This window comes from Streptomyces sp. NPDC002181 (assembly GCF_042890485.1).
Lineage (GTDB): Bacteria > Actinomycetota > Actinomycetes > Streptomycetales > Streptomycetaceae > Streptomyces.
Map to the genome: position 1 here is coordinate 44,607 of NZ_JBIASC010000005.1, position 24,214 is coordinate 68,820.

The 24,214-nt window shown below is 72.5% G+C and carries 21 protein-coding genes, 4 tRNA genes and 1 other RNA gene; 13 read left to right on the forward strand and 13 right to left on the reverse strand.

Translation table 11 applies throughout. The features are described from left to right. Nucleotides 1-3: 3 nt before the first annotated feature. Entirely contained in the window at nt 4-1,437 is a 1,434-nt protein-coding gene (locus tag ACFYXV_RS15175) for a sulfatase-like hydrolase/transferase (protein ID WP_385471098.1), read from the forward strand. A gap of 37 nt (nt 1,438-1,474) precedes the next feature. Here the strand turns inward: ACFYXV_RS15175 and ACFYXV_RS15180 are convergent, their stop codons facing one another. The 5 genes from ACFYXV_RS15180 to purS form a co-directional block, all read right to left on the reverse strand. Next, entirely contained in the window at nt 1,475-2,287 is an 813-nt protein-coding gene (locus ACFYXV_RS15180; protein ID WP_385471100.1) for an META domain-containing protein, read from the reverse strand. A 36-nt stretch (nt 2,288-2,323) separates the two neighbouring features. Further along, the gene (locus ACFYXV_RS15185) at nt 2,324-3,115 is read right to left on the reverse strand and encodes a sterol carrier family protein (RefSeq protein ID WP_389383097.1); all 792 of its coding nucleotides are present in this window, start codon (nt 3,113-3,115) and stop codon (nt 2,324-2,326) included. A 137-nt stretch (nt 3,116-3,252) separates the two neighbouring features. Further along, nucleotides 3,253-5,502, reverse strand: coding sequence for a phosphoribosylformylglycinamidine synthase subunit PurL (gene purL, locus ACFYXV_RS15190; protein ID WP_385471104.1), 2,250 nt, complete (start codon nt 5,500-5,502; stop codon nt 3,253-3,255). Further along, a complete protein-coding gene (gene purQ / locus ACFYXV_RS15195) occupies nt 5,499-6,179 on the reverse strand; it encodes a phosphoribosylformylglycinamidine synthase subunit PurQ (RefSeq protein ID WP_048476878.1) in 681 nt (226 codons plus the stop codon). Before purQ ends, purL begins: the two co-directional genes overlap by 4 nt. Before the next feature lie 2 nt (nt 6,180-6,181). Next, nucleotides 6,182-6,433, reverse strand: a complete 252-nt coding sequence (purS, locus tag ACFYXV_RS15200) for a phosphoribosylformylglycinamidine synthase subunit PurS (protein WP_008740952.1) — start codon at nt 6,431-6,433, stop codon at nt 6,182-6,184. A 347-nt stretch (nt 6,434-6,780) separates the two neighbouring features. On the opposite strand from purS, the gene ACFYXV_RS15205 reads away from it, so the two are divergent. The 6 genes from ACFYXV_RS15205 to ACFYXV_RS15230 all read left to right on the forward strand — a co-directional run bounded on the left by ACFYXV_RS15205 (nt 6,781) and on the right by ACFYXV_RS15230 (nt 9,537). Then, the gene (locus ACFYXV_RS15205) at nt 6,781-7,098 is read left to right on the forward strand and encodes an Lsr2 family protein (protein WP_383336669.1); all 318 of its coding nucleotides are present in this window, start codon (nt 6,781-6,783) and stop codon (nt 7,096-7,098) included. A gap of 208 nt (nt 7,099-7,306) precedes the next feature. Then, nucleotides 7,307-7,378, forward strand: a tRNA-Gly gene (locus ACFYXV_RS15210). Between the two features lie 81 nt (nt 7,379-7,459). Beyond that, nucleotides 7,460-7,532: transfer RNA gene (locus ACFYXV_RS15215), tRNA-Gly, on the forward strand. A 70-nt stretch (nt 7,533-7,602) separates the two neighbouring features. Further along, the gene (locus ACFYXV_RS15220; protein ID WP_385471107.1) at nt 7,603-8,829 is read left to right on the forward strand and encodes a sensor histidine kinase; all 1,227 of its coding nucleotides are present in this window, start codon (nt 7,603-7,605) and stop codon (nt 8,827-8,829) included. Further along, the gene (locus tag ACFYXV_RS15225) at nt 8,826-9,437 is read left to right on the forward strand and encodes a response regulator transcription factor (RefSeq protein ID WP_053693839.1); all 612 of its coding nucleotides are present in this window, start codon (nt 8,826-8,828) and stop codon (nt 9,435-9,437) included. The genes ACFYXV_RS15220 and ACFYXV_RS15225 overlap by 4 nt, the downstream gene beginning before the upstream one ends. Nucleotides 9,438-9,461: 24 nt before the next feature. Beyond that, a tRNA-Gly gene (locus tag ACFYXV_RS15230) sits at nt 9,462-9,537 on the forward strand. A 106-nt stretch (nt 9,538-9,643) separates the two neighbouring features. Here the strand turns inward: ACFYXV_RS15230 and ACFYXV_RS15235 are convergent. From ACFYXV_RS15235 to ffs, 6 genes are all read right to left on the reverse strand, one after another. Continuing rightward, nucleotides 9,644-10,546: a phosphoribosylaminoimidazolesuccinocarboxamide synthase gene (locus ACFYXV_RS15235; RefSeq protein WP_385471109.1), complete on the reverse strand. Its 903-nt coding sequence runs from the start codon at nt 10,544-10,546 to the stop codon at nt 9,644-9,646. Between the two features lie 129 nt (nt 10,547-10,675). Continuing rightward, nucleotides 10,676-12,172 carry a N,N-dimethylformamidase beta subunit family domain-containing protein gene (locus ACFYXV_RS15240; protein WP_389383098.1) on the reverse strand — a complete coding sequence of 499 codons (1,497 nt, stop codon included), beginning with the start codon at nt 12,170-12,172 and terminating at the stop codon, nt 10,676-10,678. Nucleotides 12,173-12,464: 292 nt separating this feature from the next. Then, nucleotides 12,465-14,078 (reverse strand): hypothetical protein, encoded by a 1,614-nt coding sequence (locus ACFYXV_RS15245; protein ID WP_385471113.1) that lies wholly within the window; start codon nt 14,076-14,078, stop codon nt 12,465-12,467. Nucleotides 14,079-14,367: 289 nt separating this feature from the next. Next, the gene (gene purD, locus ACFYXV_RS15250) at nt 14,368-15,621 is read right to left on the reverse strand and encodes a phosphoribosylamine--glycine ligase (protein ID WP_383336681.1); all 1,254 of its coding nucleotides are present in this window, start codon (nt 15,619-15,621) and stop codon (nt 14,368-14,370) included. Between the two features lie 60 nt (nt 15,622-15,681). Then, nucleotides 15,682-17,910, reverse strand: a complete 2,229-nt coding sequence (locus ACFYXV_RS15255; protein WP_389383099.1) for a DNA polymerase III subunit gamma and tau — start codon at nt 17,908-17,910, stop codon at nt 15,682-15,684. Between the two features lie 155 nt (nt 17,911-18,065). After that, nucleotides 18,066-18,164: signal recognition particle sRNA small type (gene ffs, locus ACFYXV_RS15260), an RNA gene on the reverse strand. A gap of 141 nt (nt 18,165-18,305) precedes the next feature. Between ffs and ACFYXV_RS15265 the strand changes: the two genes are divergently transcribed. From ACFYXV_RS15265 to ACFYXV_RS15275, 3 genes are all read left to right on the forward strand, one after another. After that, a tRNA-Ser gene (locus ACFYXV_RS15265) sits at nt 18,306-18,390 on the forward strand. A gap of 169 nt (nt 18,391-18,559) precedes the next feature. Beyond that, nucleotides 18,560-20,236, forward strand: a complete 1,677-nt coding sequence (locus ACFYXV_RS15270) for an Eco57I restriction-modification methylase domain-containing protein (protein ID WP_385476184.1) — start codon at nt 18,560-18,562, stop codon at nt 20,234-20,236. Between the two features lie 14 nt (nt 20,237-20,250). Beyond that, nucleotides 20,251-20,976 (forward strand): PaeR7I family type II restriction endonuclease, encoded by a 726-nt coding sequence (locus tag ACFYXV_RS15275; RefSeq protein ID WP_385476186.1) that lies wholly within the window; start codon nt 20,251-20,253, stop codon nt 20,974-20,976. A gap of 39 nt (nt 20,977-21,015) precedes the next feature. On the opposite strand, the gene ACFYXV_RS15280 is transcribed toward ACFYXV_RS15275, so the two are convergent. Next, nucleotides 21,016-21,456 carry a hypothetical protein gene (locus tag ACFYXV_RS15280; protein ID WP_385476188.1) on the reverse strand — a complete coding sequence of 147 codons (441 nt, stop codon included), beginning with the start codon at nt 21,454-21,456 and terminating at the stop codon, nt 21,016-21,018. A gap of 134 nt (nt 21,457-21,590) precedes the next feature. On the opposite strand from ACFYXV_RS15280, the gene sigJ reads away from it, so the two are divergent. Beyond that, entirely contained in the window at nt 21,591-22,523 is a 933-nt protein-coding gene (gene sigJ / locus ACFYXV_RS15285) for an RNA polymerase sigma factor SigJ (protein ID WP_389383317.1), read from the forward strand. 39 nt (nt 22,524-22,562) lie between these two features. Here sigJ and ACFYXV_RS15290 read toward each other — a convergent pair whose 3' ends face one another. Continuing rightward, on the reverse strand, nt 22,563-23,075 hold the full coding sequence (locus ACFYXV_RS15290; RefSeq protein ID WP_385476192.1) for a PadR family transcriptional regulator: 513 nt from the start codon (nt 23,073-23,075) through the stop codon (nt 22,563-22,565). Nucleotides 23,076-23,173: 98 nt separating this feature from the next. Here ACFYXV_RS15290 and ACFYXV_RS15295 point away from each other — a divergent pair, with 98 nt between their 5' ends. After that, entirely contained in the window at nt 23,174-23,746 is a 573-nt protein-coding gene (locus ACFYXV_RS15295) for a hypothetical protein (protein WP_389383100.1), read from the forward strand. A 62-nt stretch (nt 23,747-23,808) separates the two neighbouring features. Beyond that, nucleotides 23,809-24,213, forward strand: coding sequence for a molybdopterin-binding protein (locus tag ACFYXV_RS15300; protein WP_383495002.1), 405 nt, complete (start codon nt 23,809-23,811; stop codon nt 24,211-24,213). Nucleotide 24,214 lies beyond the last annotated feature (1 nt).

Here is a 24,214-nt window from a genome sequence, read left to right on the forward strand (position 1 = left end):
CTCGTGTCTTCGTACAACAGCAATCTGTCCCGTCGTGCTTTCGGAGGTGCCCTCGGAGCGAGCGCCGCGGCCGCCGCGGTGGGACTCGGGGCCGGCCCGGCAGCCGCCTCCGACGCCTCCGACATCGCTCCGACCGACCCCGGGGAGCGTCCGTTCCAGGCCGCCCGCGGCCGGCGTTCGCGGCGCCCGAACATCCTGTTCATCCTCGGAGACGACCTCGGCTGGGCCGACCTGTCCTCGTACGGCTCCCCGCACATCAAGACCCCCAACCTCGACCGGCTGGCCCGCCAGGGGGTCCGCTTCACCGACGCCTACTCCGGCTCCGCCACCTGCTCCCCGACCCGGTTCAGCCTGTACACCGGCCGCTACCCGGGCCGCACCGCGGGCGGGCTCGCGGAGCCCATCGCCGACAAATCGGCGGGCCTGGAGCCGACCCACCCGACGCTCGCCTCACTGCTGCGCGCCTCCGGCTACGCGACCGCGCTGATCGGCAAGTGGCACTGCGGCTACCTGCCCGACTACAGCCCCACCAAGTCGGGCTGGGACGAGTTCTTCGGGAACTTCGGCGGGGCCCTGGAGTACTACTCCAAGCTGGGCCTCGGCGGGGAGTACGACCTCTACGAGGGCGACGCCGAGTACAAGGACCTGCGCTACTACACGCGGATCCTGACCGAGCGCGCGAGCGAGTACGTCTCCCGCGACCACCACGGCAAGCCCTGGCTGCTGAACCTCAACTTCACCACCCCGCACTGGCCCTGGATCGCCGACGGGGACACCGCGGCGAGCGCCGAGATCGAGCGGCGGATCAAGGCGGGCGACGCGCGGGCCCTGTGGCACCAGGACGGCGGATCCGTCGAGAAGTACAAGCAGATGGTCGAGGACCTCGACCGTTCGGTCGGCGAGGTCCTGAAGGCCCTCAAGCGCTCCGGCCAGGAGGACGACACCCTGGTCTTCTTCTCCAGCGACAACGGCGGCGAGCGCTTCTCCCACAACTGGCCGCTCTCCGGCAACAAGGCCTCCCTCCAGGAGGGCGGGATCCGGGTCCCGAACATCGTGCGCTGGCCCGCCCGGATCGACGGCGGCCAGGTGAGCCGGGTCCCGGTGTTCACCCCGGACTGGACGGCGACCCTGCTGGAGCTGGCCGGGACCCGGCCGGACCCGGCCCACCCGCTGGACGGGGTGAGCCTGGCCGGATACCTGCTGCGCGGCGAGAAGACCGCGGAGCGGAACCTGTTCTGGCGGGTGCGCGGGGAGCGGGCCCTGCGCCGCGGGGACTGGAAGTACTACCGCGGCAAGACGGGCAAGGACCAGCTGTTCAACCTGGCCGGGGACGTCCGCGAACAGGCCGACAAGGCGGCCCTGGAGCCGGCCCGGCTGGCGGAGCTGCGTACGGCCTGGGAGAAGGTGGACGCGGGGCTGCTCCCGTACCCGGGCTGACCGGAGCCGGGCTCACGGGAACCGGCTGCGCCGCGGGTCATTCCGCGGCCGAGCCGGCCGTCGCGGTCAGGCCCGTGCCGTCCGGCGCGGTGAGGGTGAGGTTCCCGCCCTTGATGCCCCAGGTGAGGGGGGACGCTGCGAAGAGCCCCGTCAGCTTCCGTTCGAGCTCGCCGACCGGTCCTTCGCAGGCCATCCGCGTGCTGGTCAGCGGACCGAAGGAGACCTTGGGGCCCTCGACGGAGGCCTTGGCGCTGAAGCGGTTGCAGCCGAGGCTGCCGCTCGCGGAGCCGTCGGGGGCGATCGTGAAAACGGCCTTGCCGGCCGCCCCGGCCGGCAAGGACTCGGCGCTCTGGCCGCCGACCAGGGAGGTCACGGTCCACGCGGTGGCGGTCAGCGGGGCGTCAGGGGCGGGGGGTTCCGCGCTCATCGCGATGGTGCTCCCGTCGGCGGTCTTCAGGGTGAGCGCGTTCGCCTGCCGGTCGGCCGTCAGCCGGCCGGTGAACAGCTTGGCGAAGGCCGTCTCGAACTCCGTGTTCTCGCAGGCCATGGCGGTGGTGGAGCCCGGTTTCACGGTGATGGCGCTCGCACCCTCGTACGTGACCTTCGCGGTGAACCCGTTGCAGCCGTAGTTGCCGGTGGCCTGGTCGGATCCGGACGGCGGGAGGTGGACCTGGGCCACGGCCGGCGCCGTGACGGTCTTCCCGCCCGTGGTCAGGCTCTGGACGAACCAGGTCCCGGCCGAGCCGTGGGCGGGGAGGGTGCCGCGCGGACCGCCGTCGGCGCAGGCGGTGGCGGCGGCCAGGGTCAGGAGGGCGACGAGGGCGGCGGGGAGGTGCCGTGGCGTACGCATGCCCCTGGGACGGATCCGGCCCGCGGGCGGTTCCCCTCAGCTCATGACGGGGAGCAGCGCGGACAGGTCGGCCCGCTCGCCACTGGCCCTGACCTGCGCGTCCTCCACGGCCGAGGCCCAGTCCGTACGGCCGGTGGCCAGCCGGATCCAGGTCAGCGGATCCGTCTCCACCACGTTCGGCGGGGTGCCGCGGGTGTGCCGGGGGCCCTCGATGCACTGGACCACCGCGAACGGCGGGATCCGTACCTCCACCGAGCCTCCCGGGGCTTTCAGCGCGAGGGCGTCGGCGAGCAGCCGGGTGCAGGCCGCCAGGGCCTGGCGCTCTACGGGGACGTCCAGGCCCGCCGCCCGGTTGAGGTCGTCCGTGTGCACCACGAGCTCCACGGTCCGGGTGACCAGGAAGTCCGCCAGGGTCATGTCCCCGACCCACAGGTCCAGCACCCTGCTGCCCGGGTTCTCGGCCAGCGCCTCGCCCATGCGGGTGCCGGCGCGCTCGTACAGCTCGGACAGCGGGGCGCCCCCCAGGGTCTCCTTGGCCGCCTCGGCGATCTTCCCGGCGAGGGAGGCCGTGGCGAAGGGCCATTCGACGGCCGTCAGTTCCGGCACCGCGGCCGGGGGCCGGGCCAGTCCGGCGGCCAGCGAATCCGCGATCCACGCGATGTGCGCGGCGAGTTCGGCGACGCTCCACTCGCCGACCCCGCTGGGCCGCGCGAGCCGCTCGTCGCCCAACTCCCCCACGGCAGCGGCTACGTGCCCGAACTGCGCGATGACGGCAGCACGGATCTTCGCGGCATCGTAGGTACGTGCCTTCTTCTTGGCGGGTGGCATGCGGCGACCCTATCCGGGGACGGTGACACCGGTGCGTGCCCGCCGCGCGGCGGCGGTTCGCACCGTACCGGCCGGCGGGGACGACGCCGCGGCCCCGCCCACACCCGTGGACGGGGCCGTGCGCACAGCATGCGGGATCAGGCCAGCAGGGCCGGGATCGTGGCCTCGTGGGCCTCGCGGAGTTCGGCCAGCGGGATCGTGAACTCGCCCTGGATCTCGATCTCCTCGCCGTCCACCACGCCGATGCGCGTGGCGGGCAGGCCCCGCGCACCGCACATGTCGGTGAAGCGGAGCTCCTCGCTGCGCGGGACGGCCACGATGGCCCGGCCCGCGGACTCGGAGAACAGGAAGGTGAACGCGTCCAGGCCCTCGGGGACCACGATCCGCGCACCGTTGCCGCCGCGCAGGCAGGACTCGGTGAGCGCCTGGATCACGCCGCCGTCGGACAGGTCGTGCGCCGCGTCGACCATGCCGTCGCGGGACGCCGAGATCAGGATCTCGCCGAGCAGCTTCTCGCGGCCCAGGTCCACCTTGGGCGGCATGCCGCCGAGGTGGTCGTGGACGACCTGGGACCAGGCCGAGCCGCCGAACTCCTCGGCCGTGTCGCCCAGCAGGTACAGCAGCTGGCCGGCCTCGGCGAACGCCATCGGCGTGCGCCGGTTGACGTCGTCGATCACACCGAGGACCGCCACGACCGGGGTCGGGTGGATCGCGATGTCGCCGGTCTGGTTGTACAGCGAGACGTTGCCGCCGGTCACCGGGGTGCCCAGCTCCAGGCAGCCGTCCGCGAGACCGCGGGTGGCCTCGGCGAACTGCCACATGACGCCCGGGTCCTCGGGGGATCCGAAGTTGAGGCAGTCGGAGATGGCGAGCGGCTTGGCGCCGGTCGCGGCGACGTTGCGGTACGCCTCCGCCAGCGCGAGCTGCGCGCCCGTGTACGGGTCGAGCTTCGCGAAGCGGCCGTTGCCGTCGGTGGCCATGGCCACGCCGAGGTTGGACTCCTCGTCGATGCGGACCATGCCCGCGTCCTCGGGCTGCGAGAGCACCGTGTTGCCCTGGACGAAGCGGTCGTACTGGTCCGTGACCCAGGACTTCGAGGCCTGGTTCGGGGACGAGACCAGCGCCAGGACCTGCGCGCGGAGCTCCTCGGAGGTCTGCGGACGGGGCAGCTTGCCCGCGTCGTCGGCCTGGAGGGCGTCCTGCCACTCGGGGCGCGCGTACGGGCGGTGGTAGACCGGGCCCTCGTGGGCGACGGTGCCCGGCGGCACGTCCACGATCTGCTCGCCGTGCCAGAAGATCTCCAGGCGCTCGCCGTCGGTCACCTCACCGATGACGGTGGCGATGACGTCCCACTTCTCGCAGATCTCCATGAAGCGGTCCACGTACTGCGGCTCGACGATCGCGCACATGCGCTCCTGCGACTCGCTCATGAGGATTTCCTCGGGCGAGAGCGTCGCGTCGCGCAGCGGGACGGTGTCGAGCTCGACGCGCATGCCGCCGGAGCCGGCGGAGGCCAGCTCGGAGGTGGCGCAGGAGAGCCCGGCGCCGCCGAGGTCCTGGATGCCCGCGACCAGCTTCTCCTTGAAGATCTCCAGGGTGCACTCGATGAGGAGCTTCTCCTGGAAGGGGTCGCCGACCTGGACGGCGGGGCGCTTGGTGGGCTTGGAGTCGTCGAACGTCTCCGAGGCCAGCACGGACACGCCGCCGATGCCGTCGCCGCCCGTGCGGGCGCCGTAGAGGATGACCTTGTTGCCGGGGCCGGAGGCCTTGGCGAGGTGGATGTCCTCGTGCTTCATCACGCCGATGCAGCCGGCGTTGACCAGCGGGTTGCCCTGGTAGCAGGCGTCGAAGACGACCTCGCCGCCGATGTTCGGCAGGCCCAGGCAGTTGCCGTAGCCGCCGATGCCCGCGACCACTCCCGGCAGGACGCGCTTGGTGTCGGGGTGGTCGGCCGCGCCGAAGCGCAGCGGGTCGACGACCGCGACCGGGCGGGCACCCATGGCGAGGATGTCGCGGACGATGCCGCCGACGCCGGTGGCCGCGCCCTGGTAGGGCTCGATGTACGAGGGGTGGTTGTGCGACTCGACCTTGAAGGTGACCGCGTACCCCTGGCCGACGTCGACGACGCCGGCGTTCTCGCCGATGCCGACGAGCATGGCGTCGTTCTCGGGCACCTTCTCGCCGAACTGCTTCAGGTGGACCTTGCTGCTCTTGTACGAGCAGTGCTCGGACCACATGACCGAGTACATGGCGAGCTCGGCGCCGGTGGGGCGGCGGCCGAGGATCTCCCGGATCCGGGCGTACTCGTCCTCCTTGAGGCCGAGTTCCTTCCAGGGCTGGGAGGCGTCCGGGGTCTCGGTGGCGTTCTTGACGGTGTCGAGGCTCATGCGGAGACCAGCTTCTTCAGGACCGAGGTGAAGAACGGGAGGCCGTCGGTGCGGCCCGTCCCGATCAGCGGCTCGACCGCGTGCTCGGGGTGCGGCATGAGGCCGACCACGTTGCCCGCGGCGTTGGTGATGCCGGCGATGTCGCGCAGCGACCCGTTCGGGTTCACGTCGACGTACCGGAAGGCCACGCGGCCCTCGGCTTCGAGCTCGTCGAGGACGCGCTCGTCGGCGACGTACCGGCCGTCCATGTTCTTGAGCGGTACGGAGATCTCCTGGCCGGCGGCGTAGTCGCCGGTCCACGCGGTCTCCGCGTTCTCCACCCGCAGCTTCTGGTCGCGGCAGATGAAGTGCAGGTGGTTGTTCCGGAGCATCGCCCCCGGCAGCAGGTGGGCCTCGGTGAGGACCTGGAAGCCGTTGCAGATGCCGAGGACGGGCATCCCGGCCTTGGCCTGCTCGATGATGGTCTCCATCACCGGCGAGAACCGGGAGATGGCTCCGGCGCGCAGGTAGTCCCCGTAGGAGAAGCCGCCCGCGAGGACGACCGCGTCGACCTGGTGCAGGTCCTTGTCGCGGTGCCACAGCGAAACGGGCTCGGCCCCGGCGAGGCGGACGGCGCGCAGCGAGTCACGGTCGTCGAGCGTTCCGGGGAACGTGACGACTCCGATGCGAGTGGTCACCGTCAGGCCTCGACCTTCACGGTGAAGTCTTCGATGACGGTGTTGGCGAGGAACGTTTCGGCCATCTTGTGGATGCGGTCGAGGGCGGCCTGGTCGACCGGTCCCTCCACTTCCAGCTCGAAGCGCTTCCCCTGGCGGACGTCGGCGATGCCCTCGAAACCCAGGCGCGGTAGTGCACGCTGCACCGCCTGGCCCTGGGGGTCGAGGATCTCCGGCTTGAGCATGACGTCGACTACGACGCGTGCCACTGGCACTCCCGATGAGGTGGTTGGTGCGAAGGCGGTTCCCTCAGCGTACCCGGCCGAAATTTCTACGCGGGTAGATATCCTCCGGGCACAACCGGCGCCCCGTTTCGGCTTCACCAACGCTTCGCAAAATCCACCGGAAAACCACGCACCCGGCATTGCGGCGGGACACGCGGAGACAATTAACTGGGCTTCGCAATGCAATGGGAATCGCGGTACAAAGGATTCCACCGGAAGAGCGGCATTTTTCACCGCACGATCCGGGGCGGAATCATGCATTGCTCCGAAACATCCACACAGGCGACATCACCGCACGTCCAACGGGTGGGCGGCGTCGCACGAAGGGACCGATATCCGTGGCGCAGCGCGTAGTAGTCACGATCTCCGACGACATCGACGGCGGGGAAGCGGCGGAAACGGTCACGTTCGGCCTGGACGGTAAGTCGTACGAGATCGACCTCAATCTGGCCAACGCAAAGAAACTGCGGAAGAGCCTCGCGCCCTTCGTGGCCGCCGGACGCCGGCAAGCCCGTTCCGGGAAGACGTACAAGCACACCTCGCTGGCCCCGGACCCGGCGGTCGTCCGCGCCTGGGCCCGGTCCAACGACCTCGACGTGCCGCCGCGCGGCCGCATCCCGAAGCGCGTGTACGCGGCGTACAGCGAGGCCCACTGAGGGGCGCGGGGGGCCGCGCGACGGGGCCCGGGGGCCCTCCGGGGGCCGCCGAACGCTCCCCGGGAGCTCTCCGAGGGCTCTCCGGGGGGCCTCACCGGGTCCGCTAACGGAGCCTGCCGGGGACCGATTTGCCATCCACCCCCTCCGGTCCGCTAGTGTGTGGATCACGCCGAGGGGCGAGGCCGCAGGCCAAAACCCCGAAGGTCGTGCGGGTGTAGTTCAGTAGCAGAACATCCCCCTTCCAGGGGGAAGGCGCAGTGTGCGATCCCTGTCACCCGCTCTGCAAAGCTTTACCGACCACTCCGGTGGATCGGGTAGAGTGATGCACGCATCGCGACGGCATTCATGCCCGAGCAAGCATGCGGACGTAGCTCAGTTGGTAGAGCACCACCTTGCCAAGGTGGATGTCGCGCGTTCGAGTCGCGTCGTCCGCTCAGCGTGCAAAGGCCCTGATCATTGATCAGGGCCTTTGTCGTATGTGTCGAACCATCGGGGGGCCGGGGCATGTCGAAACTGACGGGGTGGTGGAAGAACCGCAGCAGTGCGGCGAAGGTCGAGCTCTACACCCGCTGGTCGTTCCACTTCTTCGTGCTCCTCGAATCCTGCGCGGTGCTCCTGGGCCTCGCCCCCCAGGGCCCCGGCCTCGTCACCGGCGCCCTGCTCCTGCCCCTGTGCGCACAGATCGCGCTGTGCGGAGTGGTGTCCTCCAGGGCGCTGGACTGGGTGCTCGGCCGGCGTGAGCGCCCCGTACGGCTCGCGACGGCCCTGGTCGCGCTGACCGCCGCCCTGTCGGTCGCCGTACTGGTCCTGCGCTCGTTCGGCGCCATCTCCCACGCGGGCGTCACCCCGTCCCTCGCGGTCAACACGGTCGCGTTCGCCTCGGGTTCCCTGACACTGGTCCTGACCCGGGTGCGGCACATGCTCTGCGTGGCCCCGGCCGCGGGGGCCGGGTCGGCGGCCGCGGCCCTGGCCGCGGGCCGTCCCGCCGGGGAGGCGGCCGGCTACGGGGTCGGCATCCTCCTCACCTGCTGCCTGCTCGTCCTGGCGTGCGGATTCTCCGCCTGGCTGCTGAAGACGGTGTACGAACTCGACCGGGCCAAGGAGCTCCAGGCCCAGCTCGCCGTGGCCGAGGAGCGGCTGCGCTTCGGGCGGGACCTGCACGACGTGATGGGCCGCAACCTCGCGGTGATCGCGCTCAAGAGCGAGCTGGCCGTCCAGCTGGCCCGGCGCGAACGCCCGGAGGCCGTGGACCAGATGATCGAGGTCCAGCGGATCGCCCGCGAGTCCCAGCGCGAGGTGCGGGACGTCGTGCGCGGCTACCGCGCGGCGGATCTGACCGTGGAACTGGAGGGCGCCCGCGGGGTGCTCAGCGCGGCCGGGATGGACTGCCGCGTCGAGGTGCAGGCCGGCCGGGCGCTGCGGCCCGAAGTGCAGTCGGCGCTCGGCTGGGTGGTCCGGGAGGCGACCACCAACGTCCTGCGGCACGGGGACGCCCGCAGCTGTGTGATCAGGCTCACCGCACCCGATTCGGGCGCGCTGACGCTGGTGGTGGAGAACGACGGGGCTCCCGAGGCGCCGGCCGGACCGCCGGGCTCCGGCCTCGCGGGCCTGCGGGAACGGCTCGCGGCCCTGGACGGCACCTTGGAGGCCGGCCCGGTCGGCGACGGCCGGTTCCGGCTGCTGGCCCGGATCCCGGGCGGAAGACCGCGAGGACTGGAGGCACGGGCATGAGCCCCGTACGCGTACTGCTGGCCGACGACGAGCACCTGATCCGCGGTGCCCTCGCCGCGCTCCTGGCCCTGGAGGACGACCTGCTGGTCGTCGCGGAGGCGGCCTCGGGACCGGAGGCCCTCGCGATGGCGCGCGCCCACCGGCCGGACGTGGCGGTGCTGGACCTGCAGATGCCCGGGGCGGACGGTGTGAGCGTGGCCACAGCGCTGCGGGCCGAACTGCCCGGCTGCCGGACGATGATCGTGACGAGCCACGGGCGTCCCGGGCACCTGAAGCGGGCCCTGGCCGCGGGGGTGCGGGCCTTCGCCCCGAAGACGGTGTCGGCGCAGCGGCTCGCCGAGCTGATCCGCACCGTGCATGCCGGAGGGCGTTACGTGGACCCTGAGTTGGCTGCCGACGCGATCAGCGCGGGTGACTCCCCGCTGACCGCGCGCGAGGCCGAGGTGCTGGAACTCGCGGGGGACGGGGCGCCGATCGCGGAGATCGCCGAGCGGGCCTCGCTCTCGCCGGGGACGGTGAGGAACTACCTCTCTTCGGCGGCGACGAAGCTGGGCGCCGAGAACCGTCACACGGCAGTGCGTCTCGCACGCGAGCGAGGTTGGGTATAGTAGTCCTCGCGCTACGGCGCACCTGCGGACATAGCTCAGTTGGTAGAGCACCACCTTGCCAAGGTGGATGTCGCGCGTTCGAGTCGCGTTGTCCGCTCCATCGAAGAAGCCCCCGGTCCTGTGACCGGGGGCTTCTTCGTGTCTCGGCCCGGGGCCGGGATCCCGGGCCGCGTCCCAGGCCCGGGCCGGGCCTGGGACATCCGGCGTCAGGCCCAGCCGAGGCCGGTGAGGCGCTCGTACGCCTCGATGTACTTGGCGCTGGTCTGCTCGGCGACCTCCCGCGGGAGGGCCGGCGGCGGGAGTTCGCCCGTGCGGTCCCAGCCGGAGGCGGGCGAGGTGAGCCAGTCGCGGACGAACTGCTTGTCGTAGGAGGGCTGGGCGCGACCCGGCTCCCACTGGTCGGCCGGCCAGAAGCGGGAGGAGTCCGGGGTCAGCACCTCGTCGCCGGCGACGAGCGTGCCGTCCTTGTCGAAGCCGAACTCGAACTTGGTGTCCGCCAGGATGATCCCGCGCTCGCGGGCGATGTCCCGGGCCCGGCCGTACACGGCCAGGGTGGTCTGGCGCAGCAGCGCCGCCGTCTCGGCGCCGGTGGTGCGCGCGACCTCCTCGTACGAGACGTTCTCGTCGTGCTCGCCGACGGCGGCCTTGGCGGCCGGGGTGAAGATCGGGGCGGGCAGCTCGGAGCCGTCCACGAGCCCCTCGGGGAGGGCGAGTCCGCAGACCGTACGGGTCTTCTCGTACTCGGCGAGGCCGGAGCCGGTGAGGTAGCCGCGGGCCACGCACTCGACCGGGACCATGTCGAGGCTCTTGCAGATCAGCGTGCGGCCCGCCCAGTCGGCGGGGGCTCCGGCGGGCAGGTCCGTGCCGATCACGTGGTTCGGGACGAGGTCCCGCAGCTGGTCGAACCACCAGAGGGAGAGCTGGGTCAGGACGCGGCCCTTGTCCGGGATCTCGGTGGGGAGCACCCAGTCGTACGCGGACATGCGGTCGCTGGCGACCATGACGAGGTTGCCGTCGCCGTCGCGGTAGAGGTCGCGCACCTTGCCGGTGTGGAGGTGGACGAGGCCGGGCACCTGAACCGGCTCGGGCTTTTCGACGAATCCGGACACGGGGTCTCCCTGTGGTTCTGTACGAGCGCGACCCCATTCTCCCGCACGGGGGCCCGTGCCCGGTTCCGGGGGTGCCGGCCCGGCACGGGCGCGCCCCGGCCCGGCACGGTCACCGGATCGGTCCCCGGCTCAGTCCCGCTTGCAGATCCGGTCGAGGAGGTTGGCGGTGGCCCGCTGGACCCGTTCGTCGACGTGGCCGGGGCGGTCCAGGGCCGGGGACCAGGCGAAGGTGCCCGAGGCGAAGACCAGGGCTCCGCTCGGGGACCGGTACAAGGAGGTCTCCTGGTGGCGCTTGGCGCCCTCGCCGTCGCGGTACGGGGAGTGCGCGAGCAGGATCCGGTCCTGGTGCTCGGGGAGCTGGGTGCGCGGGAAGTACCGGTCGGCCTCGCCGGCGACCAGGCCGGGGAGTTCGTCGTTCTCGGCGGCGCCGGTGGAGTCCCAGAGCCAGTGCGTGGCATTGCGCACGATCAGGGGCGCGGGCTCGGGGACCCGCCCCGCGTACTGGATGCCGAGCAGTTGCTGCTCCGGGCGGTCGACCTCGCGCCAGAGGCTGGGGCGGCCGGGGCCGCGGCGTTTTCGGCAGGTGAGGAGCCGGTCGTCGACCCCGGAGGGGGAGGGGCCCAGCTCGACCTGCCAGTACATGGTGTTGGCGGAGAGGAAGACGAGCGAGGTGCCGTGGTCGCGGGCGCGCTCGACGGTGCGGCGCATGGGCGCCGACCAGTACTCGTCGTGGCCGGGGAAGACCAGGCCGCGGTAGCGGGTGGGGTCGACGCGGCCGGCGTGCAGATCGCGGGTGTCGGCGTAGGCGATGTCGTAGCCGTAGCGCTCGGCCCAGCGGATGAAGTCGTAGGCGTGGCCCACGTGCAGGGGCAGGCCGGCGCCGGCGTAGGGCCGGTCGAAGGAGACCGTGATGGCCGCGTCCTGCTCGCCGAGCAGCCGGCCCTCCTCGTCCCAGGCGTGGTAGAGGCTCGCGCCGGTCCGCCCGTCCTCGGGATAGAGGTTGTAGGCCTGCCACGTGATGTCGGGCAGCAGGAGGAGGAGATCGGCGGGGTGGTCGTCGCGGACGGTGAAGGGGATGTGCGACCGGTACCCGTCGGCGGTGGTGAGGACGGCGACGTACGCGCCGACGCTCCAGTAGGAGGGGACCTGGAGCCGCCAGGAGAGCCACCAGTGGTGGCAGGAGACGGTGCGGTCGGCGGTGAGCGGGGCCGGCTGGACGATGCCCGAGAGCCGGGGGCTGGTGGTGATCTTGGAGGCGCCGTCGCCGCCGTAGTGGCCGATGCGGTAGACGTCGACGGAGAACTGCTGGGGCGGATCCACGGTGATGTGGAAGTCGATGGCCTCGCCGGGTGCGACGGCTCCGGTGGAGGCGAAGCCCTTGATCTGCCGGTGCACGTCATCGGCGGTGCGCGGGCCGCCGTTGCCGCGGGCGCGGGGGATCCGGCCGGGGGCGAGCGCGGGGTCGGCGAGCGCCGGGTCCACGTACCAGGGCACGACGTGCCCGGTGTCGTCGAAGTACAGCTCGCTGCCGCGGAACCACGGCAGCGGGCCCTGGCCGAAGGGATCGGTCACCGCGTGCGCGAGCGCACCCGATTCCCAACGCCGGATCTGGTCCGCACCACCCATGATCGCTCCCCTCCCTCGCTCCCCCGAACGGACTCTGAACGTGCCGACACGGCACGGTTTCCGGACAACGAACCGCTACCGGTCCCAGCACATCACATAACGCACTCTTTCCGTCACCGTTCGCCACATCCGGAGTTCACGGAGTGCCGCGTCCGCCCGGCCGGCCGTGCCCGCCCGGCCGGCCGTGCCCGGCCGGGCGGACGTGCCCGGCCGGGCGGACGGACGGGGCCGCGAGGGCGGGGCCGTACCTCCGCGGCCGTACGGGCCGGACCGGACCTCCGCGGCCGTACGGTCAGACCAGCCGGACCGGCTTCTCCGGGCGTACGCCGAGCTCGGCGAGCCAGTCGCGCAGGGGTTCCGGGTCCCCGTCCTCCACCAGGCTCAGCACCCGGGGGGCGAGGTCCGCGCGCCGTGCTCCGTCGACCAGGAGGACCGGGCCGTCGAGCCAGTCCAGCCCCGGCGCGGCATCGGCCGAGTCGACGGCCGCGGCGCACACCATCGCCGTCACGTGATCGGCGAGCAGGTCCCGCCCGCTGCGGGGCGGCTGGAGCGGGAACAGCGGCACCGTGTCCGCCCCGCGTGCCACCGGGGCGCCCGCGCCGCTCCCTCCCGCGCCCGCGCAACGCTCTTCCCGGGCCAGGTCGCCGCTGAGCCGGCCGGCCAGCGCCTCCCCGGCCGCGCCCTCTCCGGCGGCGTCCGTGAGATAGCCCAGCACCCGGTCCAGCGTCGGCCCCGGGCCGGGCGGCACGGCGAGGGCGTCCAGCGCCTCGTGCAGCCGGGTCGCCTCCGCACGCCATTTGCGGTCGACGACCTCCTCCGGGTACGCGGCCCAGTCCACCGGGGACCAGTCCGGTCCGGCCTCGGCCGGACCGCCGTGGAAGAGCCGGGCGGCGAGCAGCGAAGCCGCTTCGTCGATCACCCCGGGCCGCTCCAGCAGATCGCACGCGGGCCGCTCGCCGAGCCGGGAGGTGAAGCCCTCGGCCAGCCGGTCCCGCCGGGACAGCTCGGTCAGCGCGGAGACCACCCCGGCGTCGAGGTGCGCCGGCCAGCGGCCCATCCGCCACGCGGGCAGGGCCACCCTGGTCAGCAGCCGGTCCCAGCCCGCGTAGGCGAGGCCGACCTGCTCCTGGGCGACGATGCGCAGCCCGTAGTCCACGCCCTGTGCGCGGTCCGAGGCGGCGGCCGCGACCCCGCGCTCCATCTCGGCGGCGTCCACCTGGCACAGCCTCAGCAGCAGCCGGGCCGGGTGCCCGATCCAGCCGAGGCCGGGGCGGCTGCCCACGTCCACCGCGGCGTCGAGCCCGCGCACGAAGTTCCGGGCGTCGGCTATGTCCGGATGCGCGGAGGGGCCCGTACCGGCGACGACCGGCGCCAGGACCGCCCGCAGTTCGGCGACCCGCATCCACCACAGGAACGGCGAGCCGATCACCAGCACGGGGGCCGCGCCCGGCTCCGTCTCGCGCCCGCCCGATATGCCGCTGCGCCGGTGGGCCGCGTGCGTGCGGTCCTCCAGCCAGCTGTCGCAGTCCGGCGTCAGGGCTATCGCCGAGGGCGCCGGCACGTCCATCCGGTCGGCCAGGTCCCGCACCATCCGGTACAGGTCGGGCGCGGCCGACTCCGGCAGCGGCACCGTCGGCGTCACGGCCGGGCTCGCCCGCAGCACCACCGCGGCGAACACCCCGCCGACGAGCAGCACCAGCACGGCGACGACGCACACGACGAGCGTCACCACCGGCCAGGGATCACCGGCCAGCCGGCCCGTCATCCGGGCGCTCACCAGCACCACCGCGAGGGCGGCGGGCAGCACCCCGAGGGCCAGCGCCCGGCTGCGCACACGCAGCACGGCCAGGGCCCGGGAGCGCGCGGACGGCGCGCCCCCTTCCACGATCGAACCGGTTCCGGACACGGCCGGACCTCACCCCCTCTGCCCTGCGGCGGTTTCGCTCATTCCCCCACTGTGACACCCGCCACTGACATCGCAATGCCGGTGGGCCAAGTGCCGGAATGCTTGGCATCGCACCCTAGTTGGGGAGCGACCGGCAGTCAGCCGGACCGGGTGACCATCACCCGATGGAATGGCTTTGGGCAAAGGTGGCTGCGTTCGAACGCGGCCGGATGCACTCGTACGCGGACACGCGCGCGGGCCCGGTCGCACCTGGGTGCGCACCGGGCCCGCAGGACGGAATCCCCGCTGCTCAGCGGCCTTCGGCCGCCTTGGCGGCGATGTCCGTACGGTGCTGGGAGCCGTCCAGCCGGATCCGCGCGACGGCCTTATACGCCTTCTCGCGCGCCTGTGCCAGATCGGAACCGGTCGCCGTCACGGAGAGCACGCGACCGCCCGCGCTGACGACGGCCCCGTCCTCGCTGCGGGTCCCGGCGTGCAGGACGTACGCGTCGGGCCCGTCCTCGGCGGCCACCTCGGCCAGGCCCTCGATCGGGTCCCCGGTGCGCGGGGTCTCCGGGTAGTTGTGGGAGGCGATGACGACGGTGACGGCCGCGTCCGCGCTCCAGCGCAGCGACGGCTGGGTGTCCAGGGTGCCGTTGGCGGCGTTCAGCAGCACGCCCGCGAGCGGGGTGCGCAGCCGGGCCAGGACCACCTGGGTCTCGGGGTCCCCGAAGCGGGCGTTGAACTCGATGACGCGCACGCCGCGCGAGGTGATCGCGAGCCCGGCGTACAGCAGCCCGGAGAACGGGGTGCCGCGGTGGCGCAGCTCGTCCACGGTCGGCTGGAGGACGCTCTCCATGACCTCCTCGACCAGCTTCGGGTCGGCCCAGGGCAGGGGCGAGTACGCGCCCATGCCGCCGGTGTTGGGGCCCTCGTCGCCGTCGAGCGCGCGCTTGAAGTCCTGCGCGGGCTGGAGCGGCAGCACGGTGACGCCGTCGGTGATGGCGAAGAGGGAGACCTCGGGGCCGTCGAGGTACTCCTCGATGACCACGCGGTCGCAGCCGAGCGCGTGCGCGCGGGCGGCGTCCCGGTCCCCGGTGACCACGACGCCCTTGCCGGCGGCCAGGCCGTCGTCCTTGACGACGTACGGGGCGCCGAAGGCGTCGAGGGCCGTGTCCACCTCTTCGGGGGTGGTGCACACGTAGCTGCGGGCGGTCGGGACGTCGGCCGCGGCCATCACGTCCTTGGCGAACGCCTTGGAGCCCTCCAGCTGCGCCGCTTCCGCGGACGGGCCGAAGACGGGGATGCCGGCGGCGCGGACGGCGTCGGAGACGCCGGCGACCAGGGGCGCCTCCGGGCCGACGACGACCAGGTCGGCACCGAGTTCGGTGGCGAGGCGGGCCACGGCCGCGCCGTCGAGGGCGTCGACCGGGCGCAGCTCCGCCACCTCGGCGATGCCGGCGTTGCCGGGAGCGCAGTACAGCGCGTTGACGTCGGGGTCGAGGGACAGAGAGCGGCACAGGGCGTGTTCGCGGGCGCCGCCGCCGATGACGAGGACCTTCACGCCATGCAGCCTAGCCCGCGTGGCGCGATGCCCTTCGTGCGGCCACCCAATGAGACGGCCCTACTCGTTTGTGTATTCCTCTATGACGGTGGCTCCGAGCTCCCGCACGATGAGGTCGTGTCCGGTCAGGGCGCTGTCGACCAGGTCCGGATCGTCCTCTTCCGGTACGTCGTCCTCGGGAGCGACCGGCGGGGGCGCCTGCTGTACGGGGGGCTGCTGCGCGGAGCCGCCCGGCTGGGCCGGAGGCTGCGGCGGCTGGTACGGCTGCTGCGGCGCGGCGGGACCGGGCTGCCGGTCGGGGGCCGGGGCGGCGGGAGCGGGGTTGTAGGCGGGCGGGGCCGCATACGCGGACGGGGCGGCTGCGGGCAGGCCGCCGCCCGCGCCCACCACGGCGTCGATCTTCCAGTTGACCTGGAACTGCTCGGCGAGGACCGCCTTGAGCACGTCCTCGCTGCCGCTGCTCGCGAAGTTGTCGCGGGCTCCGGGGTTGGGGAAGCCCAGCTGGAGGGTGGTCCCGTCGAAGCCGGTGACCTGGGCGTTCTGACTGAGCAGGATCCAGGTGAAGCGACGGCGGTTCTTGACGGCTTCGAGGATGCCGGGCCACATCGCCTGGACCTGCCCGGCGCCGGCGGCCATGCCGGGCGAGGGCGCGGCGGCGGGAGCGGCCGCGGCTGCGGGCGCCGGGGCGGCCGGAGCCGGTGCGGGGGTGGCCGCGGCGGGCTGACCCGACCCGGGCGCGGCGGCGCTCGGCCAGGCCCCTGCCGCCGGGGCGGGGGCGGGGGCGGGGGCGGCCGCGGCGGCTCCGGGCCAGGCGCCGGGGGCGGCTCCGCCACCGGTCTGCGCGGCCCCGGGCCAGGCTCCGGGCGCGGCGGCGGGAGCCTGCGCGGCGGTGGGGGCGGGGGCGGGCTCGGGGGCGGGAGCCGGAGCGGGCGCCTGGACCGGAGCGGGCGCGTGCGCAGCTGCGGGAGCCGGCTCGGGCGCCCGTACGGCGGCAGCGGCGGCCCGGGCGGCGGCGACGGCCCCGCCGGGCCCGGCCGGGGCCATGCCGTGGGCTTCGGGCCCGGGCACGTACCCCATGGCGGGGGCGCCGGCCGGGGCGGCCGTCATGCCGGCGGCGGCACCGGCGGCGAACCCACCCCGCTCCAGCCGGTCGAGCCGGGCCTGGAAGGACCGCTCGTCGTCGAAGGCGGCGGGCAGCAGCACCCGGGCGCAGATCAGCTCCAGCTGGAGCCGGGGCGAGGTCGCCCCCCGCATCTCGGTGAGCCCGGTGTTGACCAGGTCGGCGGCGCGGCTCAGCTCGGCGGCGCCGAACACCGACGCCTGGGCCTGCATCCGCTCCACGACATCGGCGGGGGCGTCGATGAGCCCCTTCTCCCCGGCGTCGGGCACGGCGGCCAGGATCACCAGGTCCCGCAGCCGCTCCAGCAGGTCGGCGACGAACCGGCGCGGGTCGTTGCCGCCCTCGACCACCCGGTCGACGACCTCGAAGGCGGCCGCCCCGTCCCCGGCGGCGAAGGCGTCGACGACGGAGTCGAGCAGCGAGCCGTCGGTGTACCCGAGCAGGGAGGTGGCCATGGCATACGTCACACCCTCCTCGGCGGCACCGGCGAGAAGCTGGTCCATGACGGACATCGAGTCGCGCACGGATCCGGCGCCGGCCCGCACGACGAGCGGCAGCACCCCGTCCTCGACCTTGGCCCCCTCGCGCCCGCAGACCTCGCCGAGGTAGTCCCGCAGCGTCCCCGGCGGCACGAGCCGGAACGGGTAGTGGTGCGTACGGGACCGGATGGTCCCGATGACCTTCTCCGGTTCCGTGGTCGCGAAGATGAACTTGAGGTGCTCCGGCGGCTCCTCGACCACCTTCAGCAGGGCGTTGAAGCCCGCCGAGGTGACCATGTGCGCCTCGTCGATGATGTAGATCTTGTACCGGCTGGAGGCGGGCCCGAAGAAGGCCTTCTCGCGCAGGTCACGGGCATCGTCCACACCACCGTGCGAGGCGGCGTCGATCTCGATGACGTCGATCGAGCCCGGCCCGTTGCGCGCCAGGTCCTTGCAGGACTGGCACTCGCCGCAGGGCTCGGGAGTGGGACCCTGCTCACAGTTCAGGCACCGCGCCAGGATGCGCGCACTGGTGGTCTTGCCACAGCCTCGCGGACCGCTGAACAGGTACGCGTGATTGACCCGGTTGTTCCGCAGGGCCTGCATCAGGGGGACAGTGACATGCTCCTGCCCGATGACCTCGGCGAACGACTCGGGGCGGTAGCGGCGGTACAGCGCAAGGGACGACACGTCTACGAGGTTATCCGGGCCCGCCGACAAAGACGTCCCGCCGACGGCGGCACAGGCCCGTTGCCGGAGGCCGCACCGTTGCCGAAGGCAGGCGGCACAGGCAGTTGCCGAAGGCCGCACGGGCTGCTGCCGGAGGCCCCGCAGGCCGCCCCGGAACGCAAAGCGCCCCCCACGCACCCGCCAGAGCCCACTTACCCTTGCTGCCTTCCGGCCCTGGGGGAGTTGGGTGAGATAGCGCCACGTGAGGGGCTGGCCCCACCCTAGCGGATGAAAGCCCCCGGAATCGACCCTGCCCCCGGCTCGGACCCCGCCGGGACCCGACCAGGTCGCCGCCCGGATCCCCCGCGGACGATCACGTTCGCGAGCACCCCTCAACGTCTTGTATTGTTTGCGGCGGAGGATTCGCCTAGTGGCCTAGGGCGCACGCTTGGAAAGCGTGTTGGGGGCAACCCCTCACGAGTTCGAATCTCGTATCCTCCGCACTCGCCCGTCAGGGCAGACGAAGGACCCGACCGCTCTGCGGCCGGGTCCTTCGTCGTTCCGCGGTCCCGAGGCGCACGGCGGAGGGCGGTTCGACGGCCCCACCGGTCGTCCACGGGCGAACCGGTGGCGAACCGGTGGCCCAGGCCGCGCCGAGTAGGGTCGAGGCGTGGCCACTCCCCTGTTCGCCGATCCCACCGCGCACGACCTCCCCGCCCTCCCCGCCGAGGCCGTGGAGCACGGTGAGGTGTTCACCCGCCGCTGGGTGGTCGAGCTGGTCCTCGACCTCATCGGGTACACGGCCGACAACGACCTGTGCGCCGCGAAGCTCGTGGAGCCGGCCTGCGGCACGGGAGCCTTCCTGTCCGCCATCGCCGCGCGGATCAGCGCCTCGTGCCGCAAGCACAACCGCCCGATCGAGGACGCGCTCGGCTCCGTCCGGGCCTTCGACCTGCTGGACCGGAACGTGCGGCGGAGCCGGGCAGCGGTCGCGCAGGAACTCGTGAGCGGGGGATGGGACCCCGAGGCCGCGCGCCGGGTCTCACGGGCCTGGATCGAGCAGGGGGACTACCTGCTCCAGCGGGATTCCGATCATCGCGCCGACTACGTGGTGGGCAACCCCCCGTACATCCGCCTGGAGGACGTCCCCGACGACCGGATGACCGCGTACCGGAACGCCTGCCCCACCATGGGCGGCCGGGCTGACATCTACATCGGCTTCTACGAGGTCGCCCTGCGCAGCCTCGATCCCGCGGGCAAGCTCGGCTTCATCTGTGCGGACCGCTGGATGCGGAACCAGTACGGCCGGCGCCTGCGGCAACTGGTGACCAAGCGGTTCAGCATGGATCTGGCCCTCGTGATGCACGACGTCGACGCGTTCGAGGACCAGGTCGCCGCCTACCCTGCCATCACGATCATCTCCAACCGCGACCAGGGCTCGGCCGTGGCCGCGGACACGACGCGGGCGTTCGGCAGCTCCCAGGCCCGCGATTTCCTGACGTGGTACGCGGAGGGCACGTCGCAGACGGTCACCGCCGCGGCGTTCCAGGCGGCTCGCATGCCGCACTGGTTCCCGGGTGAGGACTCGTGGCCGGCCGCCTCGCCGGCGAGGCTGGCCGTCCTGGAAGACCTCACGGAACGCTTCCATCTCCTGGAGGACGCCCGGACCGGGACGCGCGTGGGCATCGGCATCGCCACCGGCGCCGACAAGGTCTTCCTCACGGACGACGGGAACCTCGTCGAGGACGAACGGCTGCTGCGGATGGCCATGGTCCGCGACACCACCAGCGGCACCCTCGACTGGAACGGCACCTACCTGGTCAACCCGTGGACCGCAGAGGGCGACTTGGTCGACCTGACCGCCTACCCGCGGCTCGCCGCGTACTTCGAGGAGCATTCCGCTGCTCTCCGCAGGCGCTACGTGGCGGTCAAGCAGCCCCAACGCTGGTACAAGACCATCGACAAGGTCGACGGTCGCCTGACCGAGCGCCCCAAGCTGCTGTTCCCGGACATGAAGCTGACGATCCATCCGGTCCTCGACGAAGGCGGGTTGTACCCTCACCACAACCTGTACTTCATCGTCTCGGACGTCTGGGACATGCGCGTACTCGGTGGCCTGCTGCTCTCGAGGATCGCGGGCGCCTTCGTCGAGGCCTACGCGGTCAGGATGCGAGGCGGAACGCTCCGCTTCCAGGCGCAGTACCTTCGCAAGATCCGCGTGCCCGACCCGGAAGCGATCGGCGAGCGCGACAGGACCGCCCTCGCGGAGGCCTTCGACCGGCGTGACGTGAAGGCCGCCACGGAGGCCGCACTGCGTGTCTACGGGCTCACCGAGCTGCCCGACTAGGGAGGGAACGGATCTTGACGGTCACCCGCCAGGACTTCGAGGACGCCATCGCGCAGTACTGGGGAACCAAGGCGTTGCAGAAGGAGAAATCCGCGATCAAGGATGCCGTCGGGGCCGGCACCGCGGGATCGGTCCGGGGTGGCAAGCACTTCGATGCCATCACGGTCCTGTTGTCGAAGTTCTTCCTCGATGCCGGCTACCCGCCCGAGAGCATCCGGGTCACGAGGAAGCAGGGCTTGGCGCTCCCCGGCTACTACCGCCCGCAGAAGCAGTGGGACCTGGTGGTCGTCCACGACGACGTCCTGGTCGCGGCCTTCGAGATGAAGGGGCTCAGCGGACCGTCGTACAGCAACAACTACAACAACCGGGTCGAGGAAGCCCTCGGCAGCGCCGTGGACCTTCGCCGGGCAGTGCTGGCGGACCTGTACCCCAGGGAGAAGCCCTGGCTGGGCTACTTCTTCATCATGGAGGACGGGGAGGGGTCCCGTAGCCCCGTCGCAACCGCCAAGGGCGCGCTGCCGCCGGACAGTTCCTGGCTCGACACGTCGTACCAGGACCGGTTCGGCATCTTCTGCGAGCGGCTCATCGCCGAGCAGCTCTACGACGCGGCTTGCTACGTCACGTCGTCCCACGAGAACCCCAAGCCCGTCGAGCTGGTCGACAGCCTCGACTGGAGGCACTTCTCCGCGGCCGTGAACGCCCGCCTGACGTACCTCAGGGACCTCGGCTTCCCCGGCTGAGCCGGCCGGACGTCCCCCGTACGTCCGGCCGACAGCCGCCTATCGCCCCGGCGTGCGGCGGGCGGCGGACGGTGTCCGGAAGAGGGCGAGCACGCTCAGGCCGAACATCAGGACGCCCAGGGGCACATGGAGCGACGGCATGTGCGCGATGCCCAGGACCACCTGCGCCGAGGCGAGGGCCAGGAAGCCGGACGCGTACAGGACGGGGCGGGGGCTTCCGCCGCCCGGGCGCCAGGCGAGGACCGCGGCCAGCACGTACAGCATCGAGGCGCCGTACATCACACGCGCTCCGACGCCGTGCAGCGTCTCGCCGTAGGACGTGGACAGCAGCAGTCCGGCGGTGCTCGCCTGGAAGAAGAGGGCCAGGGTCTGCAGGGCGATCGAGACCCGCAGGAACGTGCGGGTGCGCCGGTCCGTCCTCGTCCGGTCCGTCCTCGTCCCGTCCGCGGTCGTCCGGTCCGTGGTCGTCTGGGTGGCCATGGTGTCGTCCCCTCTCCCGCCTCGCGGCGGCGGCTCGGTACTGTCTCGGCATTCCGACGACGCGGGCCCGCGAAATGTGAGGCGAGCGAGAGAAACAGGGAGCGGTCGCTGCCGTGAGCACCTCCGAGACGGATCTGGACCCCGACCCGGACCCCGACCCGGACCCCGACCCGGGCCCGGCCCCGGACCCGGTCTTCGGCGAGCGGCGCCGGCTGCTCGCCGTCGCCTACCGGCTGCTCGGTTCCCTGTCCGAGGCCGAGGACGCCGTACAGGAGGCCTACGCCCGCTGGTACGCGATGCCGCCTCGGCAGCGGGAGGCCGTCGAGTCCCCCGGCGCCTGGCTGACGACGGTGGCCGGCCGCATCTGTCTGGACCTGCTCGGCTCCGCTCGGGCCCGGCGCGAGCGCTACGTCGGCGCATGGATCCCCGAGCCGCTGCCCGACCGTACGGAGTGGACCGGCGCCCCGTCCGACCCCGCCGACCGGGTCGCCCTGCACGAGTCGGTGAACATGGCCTTCCTCGTCGTGCTGGAGTCGATGACCCCGGCCGAACGCGTGGCGTTCGTCCTGCACGACGTCTTCCGGTACCCCTTCGCCGAGATCGCCGTGATCATCGCCAGGTCACCGGCCGCCTGCCGGCAGCTGGCGACCTCGGCCCGCCGCCGCGTCCGCGCCGCACGGGCCCCCGCGGCCGCGACCACCACCGCCGGGCAGGCGGCCCTCGTACGGCACTTCAAGGAAGCGTGGGAGGCCAGGGACATCAAAGCCCTCGTCGGGCTCCTCGACCCCGACGCCACGATGGTCGCCGACGGCGGCGGACTGGCCGGCGCCGCGCTCCGCCCGGTCGAGGGCGGCGAGCGCATCGCCCAGTACCTGATCCACATGGCCGCCAAGGCCCCCGGGCTGACGCTCCTGGAGCGGACGGTGAACGGCCGGCCGGGGCTGGTGGCCCGGTACGCCGGCACCACCGTGACCGTGGCCGCGTTCGGCCTCGCCGCCGACCGCGTCACGCGCATCTGGGCCGTCCGCAATCCGGAGAAGCTCCGCGCGTGGAACCGGGATGCCTGAGGGGTGCACGGGGGGTGCCCAGGTGCCCGGTGTGCCCCTCTAGCGGATCTGGCCGGCCGCCCACTCGGCCCACTCCCGGCGCATGGCGTTGAACCGCAGGCCGTACTCCAGGGCGATCCTGCCGTGGACCGAGAGCGGATCGTCGCCCCAGTCGATGGACGCCTCCAGCTGCCGCAGGCCCTCGTACTCCTGCTCGGACATCTCCGTCAGGACGGTGAGGTAGTCCCGCGCCTGTTCGGGCGTGAGCACGCCGAGGAAGAAGACCCTCAGCAGGATGTCGCTGCGGGTGTTGCGCTGCGGCTTGGTCCCGGTCAGCCAGTGACGCAGTTCTGCGAGCCCGTCGTCGGTGAGGGTGTACTCCTTGCGCCCGCGCGGGCCCTCCGCCGAGACGCTGATCATCCCGGCGTCCGCGAGCTTGGACAGCTCTGTGTACATCTGGCTCTGAGTGGCGGGCCACACGGTGGCCAGCGAGGTCTCGAAGCGCTTGAGCAGGTCGTATCCGCTGGCCGGGCGCTCTGACAGGAGTCCGAGAAGGGCATGTCGAAGGCTCATGGCCCCCACCTTACATTCCATCCTTGACATGTCACTTATGGAACCTCTACTTTCGACATGTCAGAACAGGAACGTCAGTCATCAGCCGGGGGTCTCCGATGTCGTACGTACGCACCTTCCTTCCGTGGATCGTCTTCGCGGTGCTTCCGTCCGGCCAGTGGCAGTGGGCCGCGCTCGCCGGTCTCGTCGCGGCGGTGGCGGTGACCGTCCAGCAGCGGCTGACCGGGGCCGGCTTCGACGCACTGATCATCGAGATCGGCTCCGCGGTCTTCTTCGCGGCCCTGACGGCCATCGCGTTCGCCGACCCCCGCTCGGGCGTGCACGACTACTCGGCGGCCCTCTCCTCGGCCACCCTGGCCCTCATCGCCGGGGTCTCGCTGCTCGTGGGCAGGCCGTTCACCCTGGGCATCGCCAAGCGCACCACCCCCCGCGAGGTCTGGGGCCTGCGGCCGTTCATCCGGACCAACGCCGTCATCACCGGCGTGTGGACCGCGGCCTTCGCCCTGACGGCCGGCGCGCTCGCCGCCCTCGCCCACGCCGGCCACGGCCACTCGACGCCCGCCACGCTCGTCCAGGCCGCCGGGTTCGTCGTCCCCATGCTCTTCACCGTCCGCTACGTCGCCGCCGCGCAGGCCAAGGCCAAGGCCGCGGGCGCGCCCGGCGCGCGCTGAGCAACTGCGGACGCCGGGCCGCCGGTCGGGAGCGGCAGGACCCGCGGGGGTAGGGTGCGGGCGTGTCGTCGTACTCCATCGGGCAGGCCGCGGGGCTGCTGGGCGTGAGCGCCGAAACCGTCCGCCGCTGGGCCGACGGGGGGCGGCTGCCCGTGCGCCGCACGGCCGACGGGGCCCGGTCCTTCGACGGGGCGACGCTCGCCGCCTTCGCCAAGGCGCGGGCCGGCGATCCGCGGCCGCAGCCTCCGGCGGGCACCGGAACGGCCACCTCCGTCCGGAACTCCTTCGTCGGGATCGTCACCGCTGTACGGCTCGACGACGTGGCGGCCCAGGTGGAGATCCAGTCGGGCCCGCACCGGGTGGTGTCCGTGGTGACGCGGGAGTCGGTCGAGGAGCTCGGGATCGCGGTCGGGGCGAGCGTCATCGCGCGGGTGAAGTCCACCGAGGTGTACGTCGACGTCCCCTGAC